Annotated in this window: 18 protein-coding genes; all 18 read right to left on the reverse strand. The window is 65.8% G+C overall.

Annotated elements, in window-relative coordinates; translation table 11 throughout:
* Positions 1-41: 41 nt before the first annotated feature.
* Positions 42-1,100, reverse strand: a complete 1,059-nt coding sequence (locus C9F12_RS08320; RefSeq protein ID WP_045992355.1) for a chemotaxis response regulator protein-glutamate methylesterase — start codon at positions 1,098-1,100, stop codon at positions 42-44.
* Between the two features lie 69 nt (positions 1,101-1,169).
* Positions 1,170-2,042 (reverse strand): CheR family methyltransferase, encoded by an 873-nt coding sequence (locus C9F12_RS08325; RefSeq protein WP_108448560.1) that lies wholly within the window; start codon positions 2,040-2,042, stop codon positions 1,170-1,172.
* Positions 2,039-4,186, reverse strand: a complete 2,148-nt coding sequence (locus C9F12_RS08330; RefSeq protein WP_108448561.1) for a methyl-accepting chemotaxis protein — start codon at positions 4,184-4,186, stop codon at positions 2,039-2,041. Before C9F12_RS08330 ends, C9F12_RS08325 begins: the two co-directional genes overlap by 4 nt.
* Before the next feature lie 92 nt (positions 4,187-4,278).
* Positions 4,279-6,045 carry a methyl-accepting chemotaxis protein gene (locus C9F12_RS08335; RefSeq protein ID WP_240184209.1) on the reverse strand — a complete coding sequence of 589 codons (1,767 nt, stop codon included), beginning with the start codon at positions 6,043-6,045 and terminating at the stop codon, positions 4,279-4,281.
* 65 nt (positions 6,046-6,110) lie between these two features.
* Positions 6,111-6,614 carry a chemotaxis protein CheW gene (locus tag C9F12_RS08340; protein ID WP_045992359.1) on the reverse strand — a complete coding sequence of 168 codons (504 nt, stop codon included), beginning with the start codon at positions 6,612-6,614 and terminating at the stop codon, positions 6,111-6,113.
* Complete coding sequence (gene cheA / locus C9F12_RS08345) at positions 6,611-8,821, reverse strand: chemotaxis protein CheA (RefSeq protein ID WP_108448562.1); 2,211 nt, start codon at positions 8,819-8,821, stop codon at positions 6,611-6,613. The genes C9F12_RS08340 and cheA overlap by 4 nt, the downstream gene beginning before the upstream one ends.
* Before the next feature lie 23 nt (positions 8,822-8,844).
* A complete protein-coding gene (gene motB / locus C9F12_RS08350; RefSeq protein ID WP_108448563.1) occupies positions 8,845-9,816 on the reverse strand; it encodes a flagellar motor protein MotB in 972 nt (323 codons plus the stop codon).
* Positions 9,813-10,685 (reverse strand): flagellar motor stator protein MotA, encoded by an 873-nt coding sequence (motA, locus tag C9F12_RS08355; RefSeq protein WP_045994770.1) that lies wholly within the window; start codon positions 10,683-10,685, stop codon positions 9,813-9,815. The genes motB and motA overlap by 4 nt, the downstream gene beginning before the upstream one ends.
* 319 nt (positions 10,686-11,004) lie before the next feature.
* Positions 11,005-11,592, reverse strand: coding sequence for a flagellar transcriptional regulator FlhC (flhC, locus tag C9F12_RS08360; protein WP_108448564.1), 588 nt, complete (start codon positions 11,590-11,592; stop codon positions 11,005-11,007).
* Entirely contained in the window at positions 11,589-11,915 is a 327-nt protein-coding gene (locus tag C9F12_RS08365) for a flagellar transcriptional regulator FlhD (RefSeq protein ID WP_045994768.1), read from the reverse strand. The genes flhC and C9F12_RS08365 overlap by 4 nt, the downstream gene beginning before the upstream one ends.
* A 291-nt stretch (positions 11,916-12,206) precedes the next feature.
* Positions 12,207-12,497, reverse strand: coding sequence for an EscU/YscU/HrcU family type III secretion system export apparatus switch protein (locus C9F12_RS08370; protein WP_108448565.1), 291 nt, complete (start codon positions 12,495-12,497; stop codon positions 12,207-12,209).
* Positions 12,494-13,870 (reverse strand): flagellar hook-length control protein FliK, encoded by a 1,377-nt coding sequence (locus C9F12_RS08375; RefSeq protein ID WP_108448566.1) that lies wholly within the window; start codon positions 13,868-13,870, stop codon positions 12,494-12,496. The genes C9F12_RS08370 and C9F12_RS08375 overlap by 4 nt, the downstream gene beginning before the upstream one ends.
* Complete coding sequence (gene fliT / locus C9F12_RS08380) at positions 13,867-14,250, reverse strand: flagellar protein FliT (protein ID WP_108448707.1); 384 nt, start codon at positions 14,248-14,250, stop codon at positions 13,867-13,869. Before fliT ends, C9F12_RS08375 begins: the two co-directional genes overlap by 4 nt.
* Positions 14,251-14,326: 76 nt before the next feature.
* Entirely contained in the window at positions 14,327-14,737 is a 411-nt protein-coding gene (fliS, locus tag C9F12_RS08385; RefSeq protein ID WP_045994764.1) for a flagellar export chaperone FliS, read from the reverse strand.
* 36 nt (positions 14,738-14,773) lie between these two features.
* On the reverse strand, positions 14,774-16,180 hold the full coding sequence (gene fliD, locus C9F12_RS08390) for a flagellar filament capping protein FliD (RefSeq protein ID WP_108448567.1): 1,407 nt from the start codon (positions 16,178-16,180) through the stop codon (positions 14,774-14,776).
* Between the two features lie 118 nt (positions 16,181-16,298).
* On the reverse strand, positions 16,299-18,050 hold the full coding sequence (locus C9F12_RS08395) for a PilZ domain-containing protein (RefSeq protein ID WP_108448568.1): 1,752 nt from the start codon (positions 18,048-18,050) through the stop codon (positions 16,299-16,301).
* 129 nt (positions 18,051-18,179) lie between these two features.
* Positions 18,180-22,172 (reverse strand): EAL domain-containing protein, encoded by a 3,993-nt coding sequence (locus C9F12_RS23030; RefSeq protein WP_108448569.1) that lies wholly within the window; start codon positions 22,170-22,172, stop codon positions 18,180-18,182.
* Between the two features lie 424 nt (positions 22,173-22,596).
* Positions 22,597-25,968, reverse strand: coding sequence for a tetratricopeptide repeat protein (locus tag C9F12_RS08405; protein ID WP_162816417.1), 3,372 nt, complete (start codon positions 25,966-25,968; stop codon positions 22,597-22,599).
* Between the last annotated feature and the right edge of the window lie 163 nt (positions 25,969-26,131).

The following is a 26,131-nucleotide window of genomic DNA, read 5'->3' on the forward strand; positions in this document are numbered from 1 at the left end:
GGTGAACTCCTTGAGCGAATACGCCCTTCCCTGGGCGACCATCAGACGCGCTGGGCACGGCCAGCGGCGGCGACCAGCGCGAGAATCCTCGGCGCCACTTCAGGCAAGGCGACGGTTTCGTCCGCCCCTCCCAGGGCGATGGCTTCCCGCGGCATGCCGAACACCACGCAGCTGGCTTCGTCCTGGGCCAGGGTGGAAGCGCCGGCCTGGCGCATCTTCACAAGGCCGGCGGCGCCGTCCTTGCCCATGCCGGTGAGCAGTACGCCCACCGCGTTGGCGCCCGCCAGGCGTGCCACCGAGTCGAACATCACGTCCACCGAGGGGCGGTGGCGATTGACCGGCGGCCCGTCGTGCAGTCGGGCGATGTAGTTGGCGCCACTGCGGGCCAGCTCCAGGTGCATGTCACCCGGGGCGATGTAGGCGTGGCCGGGCAGCAGGCGCTCACCGTCGCTGGCCTCCTTGACCGAGATCTGGCACAGCCGGTCCAGGCGCTCGGCGAAGGAGCGGGTAAAGCCGCCGGGCATATGCTGGGTGATGATGATGGCGGGGCTCGCCGCCGGCAGCGGCTCGAGCACCTGGCGGATGGCCTCGGTACCGCCGGTGGAGGCGCCGATGGCGACCAGCTTCTCGCTGCCGATGATGGGTGCCGACAGGCGCCTGGGCGGCTCCTGGTTCGGGCGCGTCTGGCGGGGGCGCGAGCGTGCCGCGGCGCGGATCTTGGCGGCGATGTCATTGGCGTAGTCGAGCATGCCGTCGCGGATGCCCAGGGTCGGCTTGGCGACAAAGTCCACCGCACCCAGCTCCAGTGCGCGCAGGGTGATGTCGGAGCCGGCCTGGGTCAGCGACGACACCATCAGTACCGGCATCGGGCGCAGCCGCATCAACCGCTCGAGAAAGTCGAGGCCATCCATGCGCGGCATTTCCACGTCCAGGGTCAGCACGTCCGGGTTGTGGCGCTTGATCAGATCCCGCGCCACCAGCGGATCGGGCGCCACCGCCACGACCTCCATGTCCGCCTGGGACTGGATGATTTCCTTCAACAGGTTGCGAATCAGGGCCGAGTCATCGACGCACAACACCTTGATCTTGGGGGCGCTCAAGCAGCTCTCCTAGGGGGATGGGCCAGTATCTGTGTTATCGGCTGCCGGGGAGGGATCTTTAGGCGTCGTTCAGCGTCCGGCCAGTCGATAGACGGTCTGGCCACGCAGACGGAAGGCGTCGCTGATCTGGGAGAAGTTCTCCGAATGGCCGGCGAACAGCAGGCCGTCGGGCTTGAGCAGCGGTGCGAAGCGTTCGAGGATCCGCGTCTGGGTCGGCTTGTCGAAGTAGATCATCACGTTTCGACAGAAGATCGCGTCAAACTTGCCTTCCATGCCCCAGCTCGGGGCGAGCAGGTTGAGCGACTGGAACGCAACACGTTGGCTGACGTCGGGATGAATCCGCGCCATGCCCTCGTGGCGGCCCTTGCCACGCAGGAAGTGGCGCCGCTTGAGGCCCTCATCCAGCCGCGAGAGCTGCTCGATGCTGTAGACCCCGGCGCGGGCCCGGGCCAGGGCGTCGGTATCGATATCGGTGGCGATGATCTCGAACTTGCTGGTATTGCCGCTGAAGACATCGCTCAACGTCATGGCGATGGAGTAGGGCTCCTCGCCGGTGGAGGCGGCGGCACACCACACTCGGTAACCGCCGGTACGACCACTGGCGTGCTCGGCCAGCAGCGGAAAATGGTGGGCCTCACGGAAGAAGGCCGTCAGATTGGTGGTCAAGGCATTGGTGAACGCCTCCCATTCCCTGGCATCCGGACGTCGTTCGAGTCTTTCCAGATAGTCGCTGAAGCGGGTCAGACCATGATGGCGCAGGCGCTTGGCCAGACGGCTGTAGACCATCTCGCGCTTGTGCTCGGCCAGCACGATGCCGGCCCGCTCATGGATCAGCTGACGAATGCGGCTGAAGTCGCGCTCGGTCAGCAGCAGGTCACGCTCGAGCGAGGGGATCCCCTCGCTCGTGCTCCAGCTGCCTGGTGGTGCCAGGGGCTCGTTCAAAAGGCTTCCCACTCCTCATGGTGTGTCTGGGCGGCGGGCGCCGGCTCGCGTCGCGGCGCACTGTCGTCGGTGCGTGGTTCCTGACGCTCGCGCTTCTCGCTCACCGTTTCCTGGGCCGAGCCCTTCAGGCGGAAGGCGCGAATGGCGAAGGCCAGTGCCTCGCTGTGGGCACGCAGCTGGTAGGCGGCGGCGGCGGAGGTCTGGACACGGGCGGCATTCTGCTGTGTCACCTGGTCCATCTCGGTCACCGCCTGGTTGATCTGGACGATGCCGTTGCTCTGCTCGTTGGAGGCGGCGGTAATTTCCGCCATGATGTCATTGACCCGGGTGGTGGCTTCCATGACCTCGGTCATGGATGCCTCGGCCTGGCGCACCAGTTCGGCCCCGCCGTCGACCCGCTGGTTGGCGTCGTCGATCAGCCCACGGATCTCGCTGGCGGCGTCGGCGCTGCGGCCGGCCAGCTTGCGTACCTCGCCGGCCACCACCGCAAAGCCACGACCCTGCTCGCCGGCCCGGGCGGCTTCCACCGAGGCATTCAGCGCCAGGATATTGGTCTGGAAGGCGATGGCATCGATGGTGGAGATGATCTCCGCCATCTTGCGCGAGCCCTCAGTGATCTCGCCCATATTGCCCACCAGGCGCTGCATCAGCTCGCTGGTGGCCTGGGTGCGCTCGGCGTTGTCCGAGGCCAAGCCGCTGGCCTGACGCGCGTTGTCGCTGTTGTGGGCGACGGTGGTGGTCATCTCTTCCATGCTGGCGGCGGTCTGCTGCAGCGACGACGCCTGCTGCTCGGTACGCGCCGACAGGTCCTCGTTGCCCCTGGCGATGTCGGCCACCGCCGGGGTGACCTGGCCGATGGCCCTGTTGACGTCGCCGATGATGCTGCCGAGGCTCTTGCGCATTACGTCGAGGCCGGCGATCACGCGGCCCATCTCGTCGCGCCGGGCGCTGGGCACTTCGGCGCCCAGGTTGCCCGAGGCGATCTGCAGGCTGAAACGCTCCACTTCGCGCAGCGGCTTGAGCATGGCACGCAGGGTCAGGCCACCGATCAGCACCAGCAGCAAAAGGCCTGCACCGAGCACCCCGGCCAGTACCATCAGCATGGTCTGCTGCATCCGGCTGGCTTTTGCCGCCAGAGCGTTGGCGGCGGCCTGCTTGTCCTGGATCAAGGTGGTGACCCGATCGGACAGCGCCTTGCCCTCGGCCTCTACCACGCCGATGTGGTTGGGCAGGGCGACGAACACCTCATAGCTGTCTTCACCCGTGAGGATCTCGATCGACTTGCCCAGGGAGTTCTCCAGGTACTCATTGAGCTGGCGCTCGAAGATGTCGGCCAGGGCGGTCTGGTTGACCTCGCGCTCGCGATAGCGCTCCCACAGTCCGCCGAGGCTCTGCTGGATCACCGAAAGCTCGGCGGCGTGCTCATCACGCTTGTCCATCAGCGCCATGCGCTCCTTGCCCACCAGCGACGAATACCCCTGGGTGATCAGCTGGTCCATGCGCTGCAGGCTGGCCACGTCCTGCAGGCCGTCCTGGTGGATGGACGCCAGATAGCCCTCCGACTGACGCTCGGCGTAGAGCCCGATCGCACCGCTGGCCGCCAGCAGCACCGCCGCCACCCCGATCAGCCCGATCAGACGCGCCTTCATGCTCTTGAGGTTCAGCCGTCCCAGGGCGCCGAAAAGCCCGCGCCGGCGCAGCTGGCCCTGGCGCAGGGCGTAGCGGGGGCGGCGCTTGCCGGCGCGGTACTCGGCGTAGGCGCGCTCGGCCAGGGCGATCTCGTCACTCGATGCCTTGACCCGCACAGAGGCATAGCCGACCACCTCGCCGCCCTCTTCCAGCGGCGAGACGCTGGCCCTGACCCAGTAGTAGTCGCCGTTCTTGCGGCGGTTCTTGACCAGTCCCTGCCAGGTTCTGCCGGCCTGAAGGCACTTCCACAGGTCGGCGAAGGCGGCCGGCGGCATCTCGGGGTGGCGCACCACGTTATGGTGTTCGCCGATCAGTTCGTCGCGGGCAAAGCCGCTGACCTCGACGAAGGCCGGGTTGGCGTAGGTGATCCGGCCCTGGAGGTCGGTGCGGGAGATCAGGAAATGATCGTCGTCGAGCACGAATTCCCGCTGGGTGGTCGGTTGATTGTTTCGCATCTTGCCCCCTGCATGGTCGTTTTCTTGTGTGGTTGTCGCGGGCGCTGCCCGGGGTCGTTAGGGGCGACCCCGGGCAGCCCGGAGTGAGGTCGTCAGAACGACTCCCACTCGTCGTCGCTGCTGCTGTCGTGCTGGCTGGTGCTGGTGCTGGTGTTGCTGTTGCTGTTGGTCTGGCCGGCTCCGGGTCTTTGCCCGGCGTGGCGGCTGGCCTCGGCGTCGCGCTGGTTCGATCGCAGTGCCGGCATCCAGCGGGCCAGTTCGTCCTGGCTGTTGTCGGCATCGGCCCCGCTGTCGGCCAGCTGGAAGCGGCTCATGGTGGCGGTCAGACGGCTGGCCTCGGCCTCGAGCTGGTTGGAGGCCGAGGCGGCCTGCTGCACCATCTGGGCGTTCTGCTGGGTCACCTGTTCCATCTGGTTGATGGCGTCGTTGACCTGGCCGATGCCGTGGCTCTGCTCGCTGGTGGCCGAGGCGATCTCGTCCATGATGTCGCTGACGCGAGTGACCGAGGTGACCAGTTCCTGCATCACCTGGCCGGCCTCATCCACCAGCTCCGTGCCCGAGCCGACCTGATTCAGCGAGGCGTCGATCAGCTCGCGAATCTCGCGGGCCGCCTCCGACGAGCGGCTGGCCAGCTTGCGCACCTCCTCGGCGACCACTGCAAAGCCGCGGCCGTGCTCGCCGGCACGCGCCGCCTCCACCGAGGCGTTCAGCGCCAGGATGTTGGTCTGGAAGGCGATGGCGTCGATGGTGCCGACGATGTCGGCGACGCGATGAGAGCCCGAGCGGATGTCGTGCATGGTGGTGACCACGCTTTGCATCACCTCACCGCCGCGGCCTGCGGCGCTGCTCGCTTCGTTGGCCAGTTGGCTGGCCTGGCGGGCGTTGTCGGCGTTCTGGCTGACGGTGGAGGACAGCTCCTCCATGCTCGAGGCGGTCTCCTCCAGCGAGGCGGCCTGCTGTTCGGTGCGGGCGGACAGGTCGTTGTTGCCGCCGGCGATATGCTGGGCACCCTGGTAGATCAGGTTGCCGCTGTCGCGTACCGCGCCCACGGTGCCGGCCAGCCCCGCCTGCATCTTGGCCAGCGAGGCGTAGAGACGGCCGATCTCGTTGTTGCCGCGCTCGGGAATCTGCAGGTCCAGGCGGCCGGATTCCACCTCTTCGAAGTAGCCGACCAGCCGCCCCAGCGGACGAATCACGTTGACCGTGACACCCCACAGCACGCCGCCGATGGTCAGGGCGGCGACGATCAGCACGGCGACGATGGCCCACTGCAGCAGACCCATGTGCTCGAGGAAGGTGTCGTAGAGCGCGGCGCCGTTGCTCTCGGCGGCGACGAAGAAGTCCACGGCTGCCTGGTAGAAGGCGTCGCTGAGCGCGATCAGGCCTTCACGATTCTGGGTGAAGGCGTCGGTGTTGCCCTCTGCCAGCGCCGCCCGCTGCGGGACAAGCCCCTGGTCGACCAGGGCGCGGAAGGCCGCTTCCACCCCGGCGATGCGCTCGGCCTGCTCGGGGCGGCTCGGCAGCGCCATGAACTCGGCGAAGGTGGCCTCCAGGGTGGCCAGGTCGTCGTCGAGGGCATCCGCCGCCTCGATCAGCGGTTCACGCTCTTCGGGCCACACCGCGTCGAGCAGTCCGGCCTGGATGTCGCGTAGCTCGAGCTGCAGGAAGAGTTGCTGGGAGTTGGCCCGGTTGAGGGCGGATTGCTGGTCGACGTTGACCTCGTTCAGGCGCTGGATCGAGTCTTCGCTGAGCGAGGTGATATAGAGGCCGAGGGCGCTGAGTAGCGCCACCAGCAGGGCGAAGGTGCCCAGTACCAGCGTCCAGCTCAGCCTTACCGTCATGTCATTGAGTCGCTTCACGTGCCTTTCCTGTACGGGCGTCGTTTCAAGGGTCCAGGGACCGGATAGATCGGGAGCAGAGGTCGTCAGGCGCCGTCACCGGCGTGTTCGACCAGGGCCATTTCGTCGCTGGTCAACAGCTTGTCGATGTCCACCAGCACCAGCATGCGGTCCTCGAGGCTGCCCAGGCCGCTCAGGTAGTCCGACGACAGGGTCACGCCGAACTCCGGGGCCGGTTTGATCTGTTCCGGGGCCAGGGTCATCACGTCGGATACCGCATCGACCACGATGCCCACCACGCGGGTGCCCACGTTGACCACGATCACCACGGTCTGGCCGCCGTACTCGACCCGCTCCAGGCGGAACTTGATGCGCAGATCGACGATGGGAACGATGACCCCGCGCAGGTTGGTCACGCCCTTGATGAAGGCCGGGGCATTGGCGATGCGGGTGACGTTCTCGTAGCCGCGGATCTCCTGGACCTTGAGGATGTCGATGGCGTATTCCTCGTCGCCCAGGGAGAACACGAGGAATTCACGATGGCTCAGGTCGGTGGCCGCCTGTGCTGCCAGATCGGTGTGCTGGTTCATGCTGAAAGGTCCTCCGTCAGGGGCTGGGATTCAGGCAAAAGGTGGGCGCCGCGAGTATCGTGGTGGCGTCGCTGTTTCTTCTCGCGGTCGAGGCGGTGCAGATCGGCGATGTCCAGGATCAGCGCCACGCTGCCGTCACCCAGGATGGTGGCGGCGGACACACCCGGCACCCGCCGGTAGTTGGTTTCCAGGTTCTTGACCACCACCTGCTGCTGGCCGATCAGGTCGTCCACCAGCAGGGCGTAGCGGCGCCCTTCGCCCTGGACGATGACGGCGATGGTCTCGGTGATCTCGGTGCGGGCGTTGGCCACGTCCAGCGCCGAATGGACCGCCACCACCGGCAGGTACTCGTCACGCACCTGCAGCACCTGGTCGTCGCCGGCCATGGCGTAGAGGTTGTCGCGGGAGGGCTGCAGCGACTCCAGCACCGCCGACAGCGGCAGAATGAAGGTCTCCTCGCCGACCCGAATCGACATACCGTCGAGGATCGCCAGGGTCAGTGGCAGCACGATGCGGGTGGTGGTGCCCTGGCCCTGGCGCGACAGGATCTCGACGTGACCGCCCATGGCCTGGATGTTGCGCTTGACCACGTCCATGCCGACCCCGCGGCCGGACACGTCGCTGACCTGGGCGGCGGTGGAGAAGCCGGGGGCGAAGATCAGTTGCCACACCTCGTCATCGCTCATCGCGTCGGAGACGTTCAGGCCGCTTTCGCGGGCCTTGGCCAGGATGCGCTCGCGGTCCAGGCCGGCGCCGTCGTCGATCACCTCTATCAGGATGTTGCCGCCCTGGTGCTGGGCCGACAGGGTCAGCCGCCCGGTCGCCGGCTTGCCGGCGGCAAGGCGCGCCTCGGGCGACTCGATGCCGTGGTCCAGGCTGTTGCGCACCAGGTGGGTCAGGGGGTCGATGATGCGTTCGGTCAGGCTCTTGTCGAGCTCGGTGGACTCGCCCTCGGTGGTCAGCTCCACGTCCTTGTCGAGCTTGGAGGCCAGGTCGCGGACCAGCCTTGGGTAACGGCTGAAGACGTAGTCCATCGGCACCATGCGGACCGACATCACCGCCTCCTGCAGATCCCGCGCATTGCGCTGCAACAGACTCATGCCGTTGAGCAGGCGCGGATCGGCGGCGGCGTCGAGCTCGCTGACGGTCTGGTCGAGCATCGACTGGGTGATGATCAGCTCACCGACCAGGTTGATGATCTGGTCGACCTTGTCCACCGAGACGCGGATGGAGCTGGCCTCCTTGACCGGCTTGGTGCTGGTCTTGCGCTGTTGGCGCGGCGGGGGCGAGCCGGCATCCGCGGTCGTGGCAGCCGTGGCGGCGGGGCCGGCATCAGTGGCGGGCGTCGCTGGGGCTGGCTCGGCCGCAGGCGCTGGGGCGGCGGGGGCTTTTTCTGCGGTATCGCCGGCGCTTTCCGGGGCGCTGTCAGTGTCGGTAGCAGGGGCTGTGCCAGCGACACTCCGGCAGGGACCTATCTCGACCTGGTCGGCCTCGGCGATAAAGCACATCACCGCCTCGATATCCTCGGCGCTGACGCTGGTGGACAGCACCACCTCATGGCGCTGGGCGTCGCCGCGTCGCTCCAGCACCTCGCCGAGCTGGGCCAGCTCTTCCACCAGAAGCTCGCGGTCCTTGTCGGCCACGCCGATCAGCGCCACCACCAGGGCCGTGCCGTCGTCCTGTGCCGGCGCTTCACTGGTGGCGGCCTGATCCGCGGGCGAGTCGGCGGGCGGAGCCGTCGCCGCCGGGGCGGGGGCCGGATCAGCCGCTGCCGCCGCCGCAGGTGCCGCAGGCTCGGCGCCACCGTCCAACGCCTGGCCAATCTCCTCCAGTGCCAGGGTCTTCAGGGTCTGACAGATGCGCTCGTAGGCCTCCTGGTCCGGCGCCTGTTCGTTGCGGTAGGCGTCGAGCTGGTCGTTGAGCATGTCCTTGGTTTCCAGAAAGGTGTCGACGATGTCGGGGCGAAGGCGCAGCTCGCCGCGCCGGGTATGGTCGAGCAGGTTCTCGAACAGGTGGGTGGTGCGCTGCAGGATCTCGAAGCCGAACGTACCGGCGCCGCCCTTGATCGAGTGGGCGGCGCGGAAGATGGCGTTGAGCTGCTCGGTGTCCGGCGCTGCTGGATCCAGCTCCAGCAGATGGCGTTCCATGTCCGCCAGCAGTTCTTCGGCTTCCTCGAAGAAGGTGTCGTAGAAGTCGGTGATATCCATGCCTGTGTCACCCTTGTTCTGGTTCAGTGCGGCTCGTCTGGCGGCGACGCTGGGGAATTGGCCAGGGCGGTGTGAAAGCGTGCCTCGATGTCCTCGAGGGGACCGGCGAGCTGGGCCTCACCGCCGCCCCTGGCGGGCCTGGGGGCTCGCGGATCGAGGGTGCCGGGGTGGCGAATCAGCTCGGCGACGCTGGGAAACAGCACCACCAGTTCGATACGTCGATTGATCGGATCGGCGGCGTCGGTGCCTGGCATCACCACCTGGTCGGCGAGGCCTGCCACCCGCAGCAGCTTGTCGCCCTCGAGGCCGCCATCGAGCAGCTCCCGGCGCGAGGCGTTGGCGCGGTCCGAGGAAAGCTCCCAGTTGCTGTAGCCGCCCCGGCCGTTCAGGTAGGCCAGGCTGTCGGTATGGCCACTGATGCTCAGGTCGTTGGGCAGGTCGTTGAGCAGCGGCGCCATGGTGCGCAGCAGATTGCGCAGGTAGGGCGCCACGCGGTCGCTGCCGAGGGCAAACATCGGCCGCTGCTCGTCGTCCAGCAACTGGATGCGCAGCCCCTCCTGGGTCATGTCGAAGCGCAGCTGGTCACGCAGTCCGCGCAGGCTGGGGTCCTGCTGGATGGCCAGCTCGATGCGCTGCTGCAGGTCACGGAAGGCGCGCCGTTGCTGCTCGCTGGGGCGGGTCTGGCGCTTGAGGTCGATGCGCATGCGCTCGCCCTGCTGGCTGGTCACGTCGGGCCCACCGCCGGGGATGACCTGGGGGCTCATGGCCACGCTGTCGCCATTGGTCATGGCGGCCAGCAGCGGCATGCTGAAGTAGTCGGCCACTCCCTCGCGGGTCTCGCGGCTTGCTGAAGACAGGATCCACATCACCAGAAACAGCGCCATCAGCGCCGTCATGAAGTCAGCCAGGGCGATCTTCCAGCTACCGCCATGGTGGCGATGCACCACCTTCTTGCGGCGGATGATGATCGGTCGGCGCTGGTTGGAGCTGCTCATGCGGCCCCCGCGCTGGCCTTGGCGTCACGCACATGGTCCTCGAGCTCCTTGAAGCTCGGGCGTTCGCTGGTGTGCAGCGCCTTGCGGCCGAACTCCACCGCCAGCTGCGGCGGATAGCCGTGCAGGCTGGCCAGCAGGGTGACCCTCAGGCACTGCAGCATCTTGATCGACTCGCCGGTCTGGCGTTCGATGCGGTAGGCCAGCGGGCTGATGAAGCCATAGCCGAGCAGGATGCCGAGGAAGGTGCCGACCAGCGCGTGGGCGATCATCACCCCCATCTCGGCGGGATCGGCGGCGGTGACGCTCAGCGCCTTCACCACCCCCATCACCGCGGCGACGATGCCGAAGGCCGGCATGGAATCGCCGACCTTGGCGATGGCGTCGGCAGGAATATGCGCCTCCTGCTCGAACATCTCGATCTCGTGGAGCATCAGCTCGTCGATTTCCATCGGGTCCATGCTGCCGGCCACCATCAGGCGCAGGTAGTCGGTCAGGAAGTTCATGATCATCGGGTCGGCAACGACCTTGGGGTACTCGCTGAACAGCGCACTTTCGGCGGGGTTGTCGATGTCGCGCTCGATGCCCAGCATGCCGTCGCGGCGCACCTTGGCCAGCAGCCGGTAAAGCAGCGCCATCAGCTCCATGTACATGGCCTTGTCGTAGCGCTTGGAGCGCCTCAGACGAGGAAAGATGCGGAAGGTGGCCTTGAGCGCCTTGCCGTGGTTGGAGGCGATGAAGGCGCCAACGCCGGCGCCACCGATCATCAGCAGTTCGGTCGGCTGGAACAGCGGGCCGAGGCTGCCGCCGGAGAGCACGAAGCCCCCGAATACCGACAGCAGCACGACCGCGAATCCAATAGGTATCAGCACGACGACTATCCTTTGCAGAGACGTGGAAGACGTTCTGCTTCAGTTATCGGCGTGCCGGCGACAGACTTGAGCCGTGAAATCACCGTTCAACGAAAAAATATGCAGGATCGGTGGGCCCAAGGAAGAAGGGGAGAGAGTGAAGACAGAGTGAAGGTAGAGAGGTAGAGAGGTAGAGAGGGTAAGAGAGTGAGAGGGCGAGGGGGTGGGGCCTAGCGAGAAGGGAGTAGGGAGAGTGAAACAGGGCGGATAATCGCGGACTGTATTGCCGCAGGGCGCTCCGACAAGGAGTCACCCTGCAGCCTGCGATGCTAAAGAGGGGTCAAGCCAGATGCTTGACCGGCCCTGCAATCGCTGGCTTCTCTGCCGCCTTGGCGGCTTCATCCTTCTGCGCCTGGCGACGGCGGGTCTTGCCGGCGCGGGACGGCGGCTGGCAGATACCGCAGACGTAGTCGTGGCTCGGCGAGTGAGCGTGGGCCACGAAGTTGCCATGACAGCGGGTGCAGGGGGTCAACTGCAGCAGGTCGCTTTCAAAAAAGCGGATCAGCGTCCAGGCCCGGGTCAGCCCCAGCACTGGCTCGGCGGCGTCGATGTCGATCTGCTCGGTGTACAGCCGGTAGGCCTTGACGAAGGCCTCCATGCGCTCGCATCCCTGGTCCTGCAGGCGCTGATAGAAGGCGTAGAACAGCGACGAGTGGATGTTCGGCAGCCAGGTGATGAACCAGTCGGTGGAAAACGGCAGCATGCCCTTGGGCGGTGACATGCCGCGGACCTCCTTGAACAGCCGGATCAGGCGGGCCCGACTGAGGTCGGTCTCGGTTTCCAGGACCTGCAGACGCGCACCGAGTTCGATCAGGTCGATGGCGAGCTGCACCTGATGCATCTCCTGGACCAGGCTCTTGGTGCTCATGTCAGCGCGCCTCCGGTAGAGGCCGCGCTGCAGGCCATCAACAGCGAGGAGTGGAGGTGAGCCAGGCCCTGTTCCCGCGGGTTGTCCACCACCTGACGCAGTTGCTCGGTGGAGCCGAGCCCCAGTTGGCAGAGCAGCTGGTTGGTGCGTGACAGCCGGGTCAGTTGGCGTGCATTGAAGCTTTCCAGCAGCTCGGCCTGTTCTTCGCTGATGTTCAGACGTAGACGGGCAGTGGTGCGGTCTTCGGCCAACAGACGTTGGGCCAGTAGAAGATAGGCAAGATTCAACTCCTGAATCTCGTCGATCAGTGACTGATTGCTCATGGGTTCCCTGCCTTGATCGTTTTTTTTTGCTGATCATCGCCAGCTTTAGGTATTGCCGATATACCTGTTGAGGTGCGGACGGACACTATCGGAACTTTTTGACGTTTAAGTGTCAGGTCCAAGTCCACCATTCGAGGTATTGTCGATTGCTATCAGTGTGGCGCAAGCCAGGAGGGAGGAAAAAGCTTCAACGGTGTCCGTGTGATGTGTATCAAGAAAAGTGAATATTCAAAGAAAACCGACATTTACGACGCCATAAAAACCCAAGTTTACTTAAGTATGTACATTTTGTTACGCGCTGTTTCGCGAGTCGCTCGCATTTAGCTCGCCTACCCACACCAGCAGTTCGGCGATCACCTGGTAGAGACGAGGCGGAATCTGCTCGTCCAGATCGAGCTGCATCAACAGGCCCACCAGCGCCGGTTCGTCGTGGACGTGGATGCCCTGGCGGCGGGCTTCGTCGATGATGCGCTCGGCAATATCGCCGTAGCCCTTGGCGATCACCCTCGGTGCCTGATCATTTTCACCATAGCTCAGCGCCACCGCATGGCGGCGCGAGGGGGTGGGTTGGTCATCGCTCACTTCGGAAGCTCCTCAGCAGACTTGCTGTCGCCCTCGGCGATGGTCAGCTCCACCCGGGCGAAGCCATGACCCTCGAGGCGCTGTATCAGCGTTTCGCGCCCCTGCTCGAGTCGATCCCTCAGCGCCTCGGCGGACGTCGCCAGGCGCAGGCTCAGGTGCTCTTCACCGAGCATCGCGGACACCCTGAGCGAGCCATGTTCGGCCAGCTCGAGTTCCAGCTCGGTGCGCCAGGCGTGTTCCTCGTCCTTGTTGTCGTCGCGGCCCTTGCCGCCGCCCTGATGATCCGGCTCCCGTTGCGGGGGATGAATGGCGAGCGCCATGAACAGTCCGCTCCAGACGTCGCCTTCCCAGCGCAGCACCGGGGTGGCCAGCATCTCGAGCTGGTGGCGTACCAAGGGGGCGAGGCTCTCGTGGACGCCGCTTGGGGATGCGCCCTCGCGACGGGCGGCGGCGGCATCGTCCGGCGTGCTCGAGACGCCCTGGGCGGCCTGGGCATCGGCGGCGATCGTCGTCGCCAGGCTGGGCAGATAGCCGGCCGGCTGGGAGCTGCGCCAGGGCGCCAGCGGGAAGGCGGGCGCCATGTTTGATTGAGAGCTCGGTTGAGTGTTCTGTTGAGAGCCCGGTTGAGAGCTCGGTTGAGAGCTCGGTTGCCCGGCCATTGCGCCTGCTTTGGCAGAAATCTGACCAGAGCCTGAAGCGGGGGAGTGCCCAGAGGTCTGAGCATTCGCCTCGCTGGCTATTGGCCGAAACACCAGGGCGCGCCACATCTGGGGCTCCCGTGCCAGCTGGGCGCGGTCCAGGTTGCCGTGAAACCAGCGATTGAGGTGGGACTCGTAGAACAGGCCGCTGTCGCGCACTCGCTCGCCCAGGCGCTCGGCGAGCATCGTGACGGCGGGCCCCGACGGGCCAGTGGCCAGCCCGGCCGTTGCGCTGGTCGCCGTGGTTGTCGTGGTTGCCGGGGCGCCGTGTGTGGCGCCTGGCGTCGACGGCACCCCGCTCGGGGCCGCTTGTTGGGCGGGGCTCGCCGGCAGCAGGGGGCCCGTCGATGTCAGCGCCGACGGCGGCGCCGGAAAACGCGCCAGCAGCTCGGCGATGCGAGCGCCCGGTGCGCTCAAGCGGGTGATGGTGGAGGCGGGACGATCGCTGTCGGTGGGGACCTCGGCGTTCGGCGTTGCCGGGCGCTGGCTGTTGGTGGCGGTGGCTTGCTGGGGCCGCCGCGCGTCCAGGCGCGAATCGCTATGGACCGCGCCTGGCCCCCGCCCCGGGTCCACCGGCTGGACCGGGGCGTTGGGGTCCTTGGTCGGGGGCACGTCGACACGCTTGCCCAGCACCTGGTGGAGCAGGGTATCGATCAGCGGTGTGATGCCGCTCACGGCGTCTCGCGTCGAAAGCGGGTGCCGGCGTTGACCACCCGGCCACCGGCGTAGGCGCGGTGCAGGTCCTGCTGGTTGCGCGACACCTTGAGCAGTTCGCCGAGTTCGTCACGGCGGTGAACCAGCCTTTCTCGCAGCGCCAGATCATTGACCAGAATGGCCTCCAGCAGGCTGCCCAGGCGCTGGCGCTCGTCGGCGTCGAGGCTTGCCATCGGTGCCGCGCCATCGAGTGTCGCTCCATCACGTGCAGCGCTGTCGAGAGCGGCAACCTGGCTGACATAGTCGCCCTCAATAGCAATCAGCTCGTCCCAGGCGTGGTCGGCGGCCAGCGACAGCATCTGCTCGGTCAGCGCCAGCAGCGCCTCGTAGCGAGACAGCATGGGGTCTTGGGTATCTGGGCCTTGGGTATCTGGGCCGTGGTACTCGGCAAGCGGTGGCATCTAGGACCTCAAGCGCTCAGGAGTGGGTGGTGGTGCCGATCTCGCGCCAGGCCGAGGCGATATCCTCGATCAGGCGTTCGGCTTCGTCGAGGCCACTGGCGTCGTTGCGCAGGTTGGCGTCGAGCAGGCGGCGCGCAATGTAGTCATAGAGGCTGTCGAGCTGCAGTGCCACCTCGCCGCCCTGTTCGCCGTCCAGCACCGCGCGCAGACCGCTGTTGACGATATCCAGCGCCTTGGAGATAGCGGCGCCCTTGGCCGGAATATTGCCGTCTTCCAGGTGCAGGCGGGCGGCGCGGATCGACGCCTGGGCGCCGTCGAACAGCATCACGATCAACTGGTGGGGGCTGGCCGACATCACGCCGCTCTCCACCCCCATGCGGGCGTAGGCGCCGGCGCCGCGGCCATAGGTGGCCTGTGCTTGTGTCATTGGTTGTCTCCTCGGCTGGGTCTGGCGGGCTCAGGGCTACTGGTTCAGCTGGGCGTTCAGCGCATCGAACTGCTGGGTCAGGTAGCTGCTGGTCTGGTTCATGCTGGCGATCATGCTGTCGAGCTGTCCGAATTGGCTGCGGTAGCGCTCCACGGTGGCGTCGATGCTCTGCTCGGTACGCTCGTACTGGCGGTCGAGACTTTCCATGCGGGTCTCGAGCCCGCTGGTGGCGTTGTCGAGCAGGCCGCCGTCATCGAGGATGGCGCCCAGGGTGTCGTCGAGGCTGTCGGCAAGACCTACCCCGTCCTCGCCACCGGTAAAGAAGTCGGCCAGGTCGCCGCGCTCGCTGGAGATGACCTCGTCCAGGCGCTCGTCATCGAGTTCAAGGGTGCCGTCGAGCTGCAGGGTGATGCCGATATCGCTGAGGGTGCGGAAGTCGCCCTGGGCCACGCCGCCGGACAGGGTGCCGCGCAGCCGCGATTCGATGCTGCGCAGGGTGGCATCGCCGAGCAGCTCGCCCGAGGCACCGCTCTCGGCGTCGAAGCTGGTCAGCGTGCCCATGGTGTCCTTGAGCTCGTTGTAGCTGTCGACGAAGCCGCTGACCGCCTCACGCAGGGCCAGGTTGTTGTACTCCACCTTGACCGTGGTCTCGCCGACGTCGGTCAGGGTCAGGTCGACGCCCTCGATGGCCCCCTCGACGCTGTTGGAGGCACTGGTGATGGTGATGCCGTTGACCGTAAGCTCCGCGTCTTCACCGGCCACCGACTGGTGCATACCGGGGGCGCTGTCGTCCGCGCCGAGGCTATCCTTGTCGAAGGCCAGCTTGGTCTGCAGCTCGGTGTCGGCAGCGTCATCCGGCGCGAAGCTCACGGCGCTGATCGACGCCTCGGAGCCGGTCTTGTCGCTCGACAGCACCAGACGGTAGGGGTTGTCGGCGTCGCCGGTATTGATGATCGAAGCGCTGACGCCGGCCTCGGCGTCATTGATGGCGTCGCGCAGTCCCTCCAGGGTGCTGTCTTCCTGGCTCAGGCTGATCTCGACGGGCTCGCTGTCACCCACCGTCAGACTCAGGGTGCCGGCGCCCAGCTCGCTGTCCCTGGCGTCGAAGCCGTCGCTGGCCAGGCTCTGGGCTCGGGCCAGCCGGGTCACCTCGACGTCGTAGCGGCCGGGGGTCGCCAGTTCGCTGGCGCTGGCACTGATACCCTCGCCCTCGACGCTGCTGGACAGGCTCTGGTAAAGCGCCGGGTCGCCGAGCTTGTCGACCGCCTCCTGGAAGCTATTCAGCGCGCCTTCCAGGGTGCCGTAGGCGGAGATCTTGGCCTCATAGCTCGCCTGCTGGGCCACGATGGGCTCCAGCTGCTTTTGCTCCGCCGCCTCGAGCTGATCGAGCAGCCCGTTGAGGTCGAGACCGGAACCGATGCCGAGCGATGAGATCGAGGCCATGTCGTCCTTCCTGTGTGATGGGGGCAGTGTGACAGAACGCCGGCAGGCCAGTGGCTCGAACAGGCGTCCTTGTGCTTGGTATATCGGGTTATCGGCGGTTGTTCATCGGACTTGAGGGTCAGGCGCCGATGATCACCTCGGCCTGGATCTCGCCTAGCGCGGCCAGCGTCTCGCCTTCCACCACGGGGCCGATCAGTGGCTCCCGCGGGACCTGGCTGGGCGGCTTGCCGGCCATGCGCTGTACTCGCGAGGGCCGGCCCTGGTCGTCCAGCGCCAGTACCCAGCCGAGCGAGGCGTCGTCAAAGCGCACCAGCGAGCCGATCGGGTACAGACCGAAGCGCCGGATAAAGCGCTTGACCCAGCTGGTGTCGAACTTGTCGGGGTGGTCGAGCAGGTAGCGGTAGATCGCCGCGAGACGCCAGGGCGGACGGTCGGGGCGCTGGGCACGCATGGCATCGATGGCGTCGACCACGGCGCTGGCCCGGGCCAGCTCACGTAGCTCGTCGTCGCGGATGCCGGCGGGATAGCCGCTGCCGTCGAGGCGCTCGTTGATCTGGCAGGCGGTGGCCTCGAACACCGAGGCGTTGATCCAGGCGCAGTGGCTGAGGCGCTCGCGCAGCCAGCCCACGTGCTGGATCAGACGATTGCGTTCGGCGTCGCCGAAGGTCGGCGTCAGGCGCAGGGGCTCGGGCAGCAGCACCTTTCCCAGGTCATGAATCATGGCGCTGGCGACGATGGACTTGCGCAACTCGCCGGGCAGGCTGTCTTCCAGCAGATCGATCAACAGGATCGCCACCGACAGGCCGTGGCGTACCGGCCAGGACTCGCGGGTCAGGAACCTCAGCGCGAACAGCACGCCGTCGCGGTCCTCGTCGTACAGGGCCAGCAGGTGGTCGGCCTGGCGCGACAGGCGCGGGCCGTGGATGCAGCCGCCCTGAATCAGCTCCATCGCCTGGGCGTGCAGGTAGCCGGCTACGCGGGACAGCCGCTGGGTCATGACGGTGGGGTAGGCTTCCGCCTCGCGACGGCCAAGGCGCGGGCCGCGGCGCCCTGCCGGTGGCTGAAACAGCGGCGATGGCGGACGCCTGGAATCCACCCCTTCGGCGATGCGCGCGGCCTCGCGTTCGACCTCGCGTACCAGCTTCCACAGGGTGCGATCCTGGTGGGCACCGACGCCGATGAAGCGAAAGCCGGCCTCGACCAGCCGCCGTTCGGGGTCGAAGCGATGATGTTGCACGACGGCCTGGAGCGCCAGACGGGTACCATCGGGAAAGCCCAGCTCCAGCGGCACCGGCAGCTCCCTGTTGGTCAGCACCGGAGCCGCGGTGCGCGGGAGGTCGAGGCGACAGCCGTCTACCGACAGATCGATCAGGTCCCCGTGCAAGTCCTGGCTATCGCCGTCTCTGAGCACCGCCTCGGCGGACATGCCCAGGCGCAGGCGCGCGCGAAAGCTCTGACGGCGCTGCAGCCGCTCCAGCTGGTCCGGGTAGGGGCAGCGCCATAGCCGGCGCAGCGGCACGCCCTGCCCAGGTGCGCGGCTGACTTCCCGCGACAGCTCCGCCTCACTCGGCGCCGTGGTCACCTCTCCGTCCGCGGCCGTGATCGCCGGAGTGCGGGTGATCATTCCCTCGCAGTAGCCGACCAGACGAAAGGGCTTGCCCTGCTTAAGCTGGCAGTGAAGCCCTTCCACCGCGGTGATGTCCAGGGTGATGGACTCCCCCGGGTCAATCTCCATCAGCAGCACCGGTGTCGGCGTTCCACTGCCTTCTTCCCACGCCAGTGCGGCCCCCTGGGGGCCGCTCAAGCAGTCCAGCAGCCTGGCGATTTCCTGAGGGGCGCGTACTTCTTCGAATTCTTGTTGGTCCGGCACCAGCGGGACTCCTCGACGACATCTGGCATACGTTGTCTCGGAGTATCGGCCGAAGGTGCCGGATCTTTAGGCGGGCAACCTTGCTCGGACTAAACAGTCGGCGGGGATGCTGACACAGGTCAAGCGTTGTCAGGCCTGAGAGTGACGCTTGCGCCGCGAGCGGTCGATGGCGTCGCGCTGGCTGGCCAGGCGATGCTCGCCGAGAAAGCGGGTCAAGCGCTCGAAGGGCATGGGGTGGGCCAGGTGGAAGCCCTGGAAGGCGTCGCAGTGATGCCGCAGCAGGAACTCGTGCTGGGCCTCGTGCTCGATGCCTTCGGCCACCACCATCAACTCCAGGTGGTGGGCCATGGCGATGATCCCCTGGAGGATGGCGCCATCCTCCTGGTTGTCCGGCAGTCCCTGGACGAAGGTGCGATCGATCTTCACCGTGCTGACCGGCAGGTGCTTGAGGTAGCCCAGGCTCGAGAAGCCGGTGCCGAAGTCGTCGATGGCCACCTCGACACCCATGTCGCGCAGCGACTGCAGCGTCTCGATGGCGTTCGGGGTGTCGTGCATCAGGATGCCCTCGGTCAGCTCGAGGGTAAGCTGGTGGGCCTCGATGCCGGTCTGGTTCAGGGTGTCGCGCACGGTCTCGAGGAAGTTGGCCCGGCGGAACTGCAGCGGCGACAGGTTGACCGCCACCGCCAGGCCCTCGAGGCCGGCCTCGTTGAGGAGCTGCAGGTCGCTGCAGGCGCGGGTCAGCACCCAGTGGTTGATGGCGATGACCTGGCCGGTTTCCTCGGCCAGGGCGATAAAGTCCTGGGGCGGCACCTGGCCGCGTACCGGATGTTCCCAGCGCAACAGCGCCTCGACCCCGATGATCGCCCGGTGGTTGTCGAACACCGGCTGGTAGTGCAGGCGTAGCTGCTCACCGTCGATGGCGGCCTGCAGATCATGGCGCATCGCGACCCGCTCGTTTACCCCCCAGGTGATGTCCTGGCTAAAGTGCTGCAGCGCATTGCGTCCCTGGTGCTTGGCCTGGTACATGGCCATGTCGGACTGCTGCAGCAACTGCATCGGTTCGATGGTGACGTCGCTGGACACTGCCACCCCGATGCTGGCGGTGACGTGCAGCTCATGCTCGTCGACCCGGTAGGCCTGGGCCACCCTCGGCAGCAGGCGTTCGGCCAGGGTCACCGCCTGTTCGGGCTCGTCGAGGTCCGGCAGCAGCACCACGAACTCGTCGCCTCCGAAGCGGGCCACGGTATCCCCGGGCCTGAGCGCCTCGGTGAGCCGCTGGGCGACCTGGATCAACACCTTGTCGCCGACGTCGTGGCCGAGGCTGTCATTGATCGGCTTGAACTCGTCCAGGTCGATGAACAGCACGCCAAGGTGGTGGGACTGGCGCTTGGCCAGGGCGAAATCGTGGCGCAGGCGATCCTCGAACAGGGCGCGATTGGCCAGGCCTGTCAGGGCATCGTGGCTGGCATGGTAGGCCAGGCTCTCCTCGTAGGCCTTGTGCTCGGAGATGTCGTGCTGGACGCCGACGAAGTGAGAGACCTCGCCTTCGCTGTCCATCACCGGCGAGATGTAGAGGTCGTTCCAAAAGGCCTCGCCGTTCTTGCGATAGTTGAGCAGGGTGGCGCGGACTTCGCTGTGGTTTGCCAGCTGGCGGCGAATGCGTCCGACCACCTGGGGGTCGCTTTCCTCGCCCTGCAGGAAGCGACAGTTGCGCCCCAGCACTTCTTCCTCGGGATAGCCGGTCATGCGCATGAAGGCCGGGTTGGCGTAGATGATCGGCAGCTCCGGCGAGCGCGCATCGGCGATCACGATGCCATTGATGCTGGCCTCGACGCTGCGCTGCAGGATGCGCAGCTGGGTCTCCTGGGCGTGGCGTTCGGTCACATCCTTGGCGATGCCGAAGGTGCCGCTGATGTCGCCGTCGATGATGATCGGCAGGTTGGTGATGTCCATCACCCGCCTGCCCAGGGGGGTGATGATGGGCAGGGTGTAGCGGGTGACCTCGCCCTTGAGCGTCTTGCGCACCGCGTCGCGCACCCAGGAGCGATCCGTTTCCTTGACGAAGAGTTCGTAGTGGCGCCCCAGGATGTCGCCCAGTGGTACCCCGGTAAGGGTCGAGCAGGTGGTGTTGGCAGCGACGAAGATGCCTTCGTGGTCGAGGGAATAGATGGCGTCGGGGTTGTAGGTGAACAGTGAACGGTAGCGCTGTTCGCTCTGGAACAGCGCCTGGCGGTCCTGGTCGCGTTCCACCGCCAGGGCAACCAGCTCCAGGCAGCGCTCGATACGCCGGCTGGGCTCGGCCTGCCGGGTCGGCTCGTGACGAAAGAACAGGCTGACCACCCCCAGCAGACGTTCATCGCTGGCGATGACCGGGTAGGCCCAGCAGGCCTTCAGCTCGCCGTCGCGCAGGCGCGGGTGCACGCCGGCGCAGGCCGGGTCCTCGGTGATGTCGTCGCTGGCCCGTGGGGCCCTCGCCTCGGCGGCGCTGGCCCAGGTGCCGAAGGTGCCGCCCACCGGGGTCCTGGCGAGCAGCGGTGCCATCTCAGACGGCAGGCTGCGACCCGCCGCCAGGCTCAGGGTCTCGCCGCCGGGGTCCAGCGTCAGGACCGTGGCGATGGCGTCGGGCAGGTGACCCTCGAACAGCCTGCAGCAGGCCTCCAGGGTCTCGGTCAGTGGCGCCTCCCGGGCGATCATCGACTGGATCCCCTGGTAGCTCTCGAGCTGGTCCTGGGCGGCCACCAGGCTCTGGGTCTGCCACAGCAGGGTGCGCATCAGCGACAGGCTGATGGCCAGGCTGTAGGACATGATCAACCCGATCAGGGTGATCAGCGCCGGCAGGCTGCCGGCCAGCCACCATGCGCTGTCCGGGCCTGGCAGTGCGCGCAGGGACAGGGTGCGGCCGTCCAGCTCCAGAGTGTTCTCGGCCAGCCGGGGAAGGGTCGGGTCCTTGACCTCCCAGGTGTCGTCGCCGAAACCGCACCACCAGACGCCCTGGCTGTCGGTGATGGCCAGCAGGGTGCGGTCGGCAACGCTGCGGTGACTGGGGGCCAGGGTGCCGGGCAGGTCGATGCAGGCGACCAGGCGGAGGTCGTCATCGGCCAGGGTCCTGACCATGCGTGCCGACGTCGCCAGCGGGTTGTCGGGCAACTCCAGCCGTAGTTCGCCACGGGCCGGCCTGGGCAGTGCCTCGCTCAAGTGGCAGACGCTGTCCTGAGCACGCCGTGAGCGCAGCCATAGCCGCTCGTCGCCGCGATACAGCGCCAGGCTCTCGAGGCTCTGCACGTCGCGCAGGTAAAAGGTGATGACGTCGGCCAGGGCATTGGCGTCGGTCGTCTGCTCGCCGGTGCGGTTGGCCAGGCGGTCGAGCCAGCGTTGGTGCAGCGCCATCTGGCCGCGTGCGCGCTCTTCGATGTTGGTCAGGGTGTTGGCGGCGTCCTGCTGGACGTGGCTCTGGCGCACATGATTGAGCGACAGCCAGGCCAGACTGCTGAGCAGCACCCCGGCACAGGCTACGGCGATGCTGGCGCGCTGCAGGCGCAGCGGGCGGTGGGGTGGGCGTGAGGCCGCCACCAGCGAGGCCGGGCCAGCGATCAGGTAGAGCAGGCACACCGCCATGGGCGAGGTGCTGCGGGTCACCTCCCAGACTCTGGGTGCCTGGCCAGGAATCACCAGCCAGACGGTAAAGATCGCGCCGATCAGCAGCAGCAGCCCCCCCGACAACCGCCACCAGAAGGGGCCCTGGCGATGCTCCACCCCGATCATCAGGGCCACGCAGCCCGGCAGCATTGCTAGCCCCGCCCAACTGGTCATGCGCGGGCCGCCGGTCAGCAGCGACTGCACGTCGGCAGGGCCGCTGGCGACCAGGTCATGGACGATGGCGTACAGCGCCAGCAGCATCATCATCAGACCGCAGACGCTGCGGCCACGCGGTCTGCGCAGCACCTGCAGCAGAACGCCGCCGCCGCCAGCGAGGCTTGCCAGCGCCACATCGGGCACCAGCAGCGGCTGTTCCACCGGGTGGATCAACCAGGCGGCGAGACCCGCAGCGCCGACCATCAGCATTCCGCTGGAGGCCATCAGCAGCCAGGCATCTTCCGCCACATCGCGCAGTCTAAACGGCATCCTACCCACGACCCCCTTGGCGACCCTACTTCCGGGCGCTCATTTCCTTGTCCTTCCGACGCTATGACGAAGACTCGCCATCCTCACAGCATGGCAGGCGACAGCGTTGATAGCGGCCACCGTGGTGCGTCTACCGCCCGAGGCAAAGGCGCCTTTGGACGGGCGGTCCGGTATCCCTGGACGCGTTTGCTCGAAATGGCACCAAAACAGTCTTCAACATACCTCAATCAACCGCGAGTGCTAGCCCCTGATGTCAGCGTCCACCACCAGAGTCAGCGTCCAGCAAGGGCGAGAGGGGGACAACCGTAGAGAAGATGCGTCAGCGAATAGGCACAGGATTGTGTGGAGGGGGACACGAAACAGGACGATACCGCGGATCGATATCGTCCTGAGGGTTGAGATGATCGTAAGTGGGCAGCGGGTTCTATGCAGGGACGTGCTTGAAATTCTCCCACTCCTGCTGAAGATGCTCGGTGGAAAGGCCTTCCTTAATTATGAAAATCCCAGCAGTATCAACCCTTTCTACGATTTCGAGATACTTGAGCACGCTGTGATAATGAGGGCGATCCCAGAAGTCATGGATAAAGATCCGCGTGTTATTCAAATTTTCAGCGTGCTCCATGGTGTGAAGTATGGTGGTGAGCGTACAAGCGACGCGAAAGCGCCCATCGATAAGAACCAGGTCGAAAGCGCGTGGCATGTCGTAGATGGCCTTGCTGTAGGCTTCAAACCGGTTGTCGGGCTGAGTATTTACCGGAAAGCCCCATTCCTTGGTGGGGCCAATATCGACGCTGCGCAGTTGGCATTTTTCTCCGCAGGTGTCCGCCAAGGCCGTTACCCACGTCGCATCGCTTTCCACCCCTTGCACCACTAGCCCTTCGCGTACGGCCCAGATGGTAGAGCCCCCCGCCCCGAATTCGAAATAGTGCTTGGCTTTGCGCAGGGCTTTTAGAAAGAGCTGCCGCTCCGGTGGCGTCATGAAGGGAGCGTCAGGCAGGTTGATAGCTTGTTCGACCTCCTTGTCGTTGGGTGCTCCCTGAGGCAACCCAAGTTTAGCGTTGCATTCTTCCTCCAAGTAACGTTCTGCCAAGCCAGCCCGTTTCAGCAATTTCCATGCGAGGTCCTTAGCTTGGAATACCGTATGCATGACGAAAGCCAAACGAGAGAGACGATTTGGTTCGAGAGCCGCTTGTCGAGCGGGGCTGGGAACAAACAGCGCGTCCGCGTACAACCATTCGCTGGCGCCCAGAGAGCTGGCCTCTTCCTCTACCGGGACTGGCGTTACCGCATTGAAGCGATAGAACTGGAAGCCGTGGCGATGGGCCCAGTGGCTGACCTGGGCAAAGTCGGCCTGCCTCTGGTAGAGCGGCTGGAAGGGCACTTGGATCTGCAGCAGTAAGGCATTTTCTAGCACCTTTTCGCCATTCTCGAGAATGGCCATGGTGTCGCCGGAAAGATCCAGTGACAGCCAGTCGATGGTAGGTAGCCCCTCGATGCTGTCCAGGGCAATGGTACTGATCGGCAGGCGGGTCAGGCTGCGCATCGGCTGGGCCAGGGTGTAGGGCAGACACTCGGCGGCTTCAGGTTCGAGCAGCGAGCTGTACTGGCCGTTCAGGGTGGCGTGCAGTTCGCCTGGGTTGCCGTCACCGAGGCAGGCGTGGGCGAACAGGTCGACGTCGTCACGGGTCTTCAGAAACTCGGGTTTCTTCACCTGGCTGGCGGGGTCGAAGGCGACCACGCCGAAGGCGTCGAGGTCTAGCAGGGCTCGAGGGTTGCCGGTCTTGAGCAGGCGTGCGCCACTGTCAACGACGATTACGCGGCCCTCGAAGTTCCAGCGAAAACCGTCGTCTGCTGCTGTCTCGGCATGCGGCTCGACGGGGAGGATCGCAACAGGAGCGCTGTCGCCCTCGAAGGTGGCCTGGCCTTCCTTGTCGAAGGTCAGCGCTGCCGGTGGCTTGCCCTCGCAGTGGCGCTGCCAGATGGCCCTGACGGCGGTGGTGAAGTGGCGGGCAAATCGCTTGGCGTCGCACACGGGGGAGCCCAGCAGCACCTCGCGCAGATGTCGGCGAATGGTGGCCAGGCTGTCTAGATCGGCGGCTAGCTCGAGGACGCGCTCGCGGTACTCATCCCAGCTTGAGACGACCAGTTCCGGCATGCCGGCGTTGATCAGGTGGGTGGCGCTGTGGCGACCGGCGAAGGTCGGCCCGGGCAGGCTAACCACCGGCACCCCCATGGTGAAGGCCTCGCAGGTGGTCAGGCCGCCGGAGTAAGGCCAGGGGTCGAGTGCGATATCCACCCGGTGATAGGTCCGGAGTAGCTCTCCATGGGGGGAGGGTCCCTCGATCATGATGCGCTCGGCGGTGATACCCCGAGCCTCCATGAAGGCGGTGATACTGGCCGCCCGTTCGCTGCCCTTGAACTGCTGGCTCTTGAGCAGCAGGCGCGAATCGGGCAACTGGTGCATCAGAGTCGCCCACTCGCCCAGCACCACCTCGTTGAGCTTGGTGCCGTTATTGAAACAGCCCAGGGTGATGTAGCCGTTGGTCTTCGCAGGCAGGGCGTTGACCTCAGGCGTGTAGGGCGGTGCCTCGTAGCAGATGTAGTCGTCCGGCAGGCGGATCAGCTTCTCGACGTAGTCGTCGTCACAGCCCGGTGGCGTCTCGATGGCGTCGCTCAGCAGATAGTCGATGGCCTCGACGCCGGTCGTATTGATCAGCCCCCCCACCCACTTGACGATCAGTGGGGCCGGTTGTAGCGCCATCGCGCTCATTCGGGTCCCTGCCATATGACCACACAGGTCGAACAGAATATCGATACCATCGTCGCGAACCTGGGTCACGAGAGCCTTGTCATCGAGGTGGTCTACATGTGTCCAACGATACGCCAGCTTCTTCAAACGTCGGGTTAACTGGTCGACTTTGCGACTTGTGGAATAGAAGTAAAGGCTGAACGGTTGATTCGAGACCCTTTCGAGGGCGCTAGTGATCATCTTTGCTACCGGGTGGCTGTGAAAGCCATCGGACAGAAAACCAAGACGCAGAGGCTTGTTCCCAAGTCGAGCGGTCGACGCCCGTTTAGCGGCTGTGCCACCGCAGTAGATGACGTTGGCTTGCTGACATAGCGCTCGAATCCTGGCTGGATCGGCGCCGGGTTGATAGTGGAGGGTGGTGATCAGATTGGCTAGCGGAGTCGGGTGACTCGGCGCCACCTCCCTGGCGCGTTGGTAGCAGGTGAGGGCCTGGTCCAGATTCCCCAGTTGGCGCTCGACTCCGCCCAGGTTGTTCCATGGGATATAGGCGTCAGGATCCAGTTTGCTGGCGCGGCGATAGAGCTCCCGTGCCTGTTCCAGGTCGTAGAGGGCGCTGGCAACCTCAGCCAGGGTACATAGTATTGCCGGATCGTCAGGACTAAGGCTGAGGCCCTGCTCAGCATGGTGCAGGGCTCCATCGAGTTGGCCGGCACTGAGCATGATATGACATAGCGTCATGTGCACCTTGGGTTGGTCTGGGGCTAGCGACAACGTGTGCTCAAGCTCCTGTCTGGCCTCCAGATAGTGTCCTTGGCGAAATAGTAACTGGCCTAGCTGCGCAAAGGCAGGAGCATCATCTTTGGACAGCTCGATGACTCTCCGCACAGCGTCGATAGCCTTTTCCAATTCGCCTCGGCTAATCGATACGGCAGCGAGTTGCCGCCAGCTCTCGGCATCATCCGGTGCTTGTTGCGTACGCCTTCTTGCCTGTTGAAGCGCATCCTGGGCGGATTTCTGGCGGGCAGGGCGAGGCCGGTGTAAACGCATGGCAGAGGCTTCCATCGAGGGGGTGGCTTCCGATGCTAGTCGAGCAGTGCCCGCAGCAAAGCCAGGAAAAGGCACAAGATGGAGGGCTTCTCCGAGCGAATGAAGGAGGCTGGCGTTGGCGTCGCGGGGCCGACAACTTTTTTCGGGCTAACCCTAAAGCTTT

The organism is Halomonas sp. BN3-1, assembly GCF_003056325.1.
Lineage (GTDB): Bacteria > Pseudomonadota > Gammaproteobacteria > Pseudomonadales > Halomonadaceae > Halomonas > Halomonas litopenaei.

Coding starts and splice junctions, on each gene's coding strand:
- C9F12_RS08330 (WP_108448561.1), bottom strand. CDS start 4,186: ATGCGAAACAATCAACCGACCACCCAGCGGGAATTCGTGCTCGACGAC.
- C9F12_RS08340 (WP_045992359.1), bottom strand. CDS start 6,614: ATGAACCAGCACACCGATCTGGCAGCACAGGCGGCCACCGACCTGAGC.
- cheA (WP_108448562.1), bottom strand. CDS start 8,821: ATGGATATCACCGACTTCTACGACACCTTCTTCGAGGAAGCCGAAGAA.
- motB (WP_108448563.1), bottom strand. CDS start 9,816: ATGAGCAGCTCCAACCAGCGCCGACCGATCATCATCCGCCGCAAGAAG.
- flhC (WP_108448564.1), bottom strand. CDS start 11,592: ATGAGCACCAAGAGCCTGGTCCAGGAGATGCATCAGGTGCAGCTCGCC.
- C9F12_RS08365 (WP_045994768.1), bottom strand. CDS start 11,915: ATGAGCAATCAGTCACTGATCGACGAGATTCAGGAGTTGAATCTTGCC.
- fliT (WP_108448707.1), bottom strand. CDS start 14,250: ATGCTGTCTCGCTACGAGGCGCTGCTGGCGCTGACCGAGCAGATGCTG.
- fliS (WP_045994764.1), bottom strand. CDS start 14,737: ATGACACAAGCACAGGCCACCTATGGCCGCGGCGCCGGCGCCTACGCC.
- fliD (WP_108448567.1), bottom strand. CDS start 16,180: ATGGCCTCGATCTCATCGCTCGGCATCGGTTCCGGTCTCGACCTCAAC.
- C9F12_RS23030 (WP_108448569.1), bottom strand. CDS start 22,172: ATGCCGTTTAGACTGCGCGATGTGGCGGAAGATGCCTGGCTGCTGATG.
- C9F12_RS08405 (WP_162816417.1), bottom strand. CDS start 25,968: ATGCGTTTACACCGGCCTCGCCCTGCCCGCCAGAAATCCGCCCAGGAT.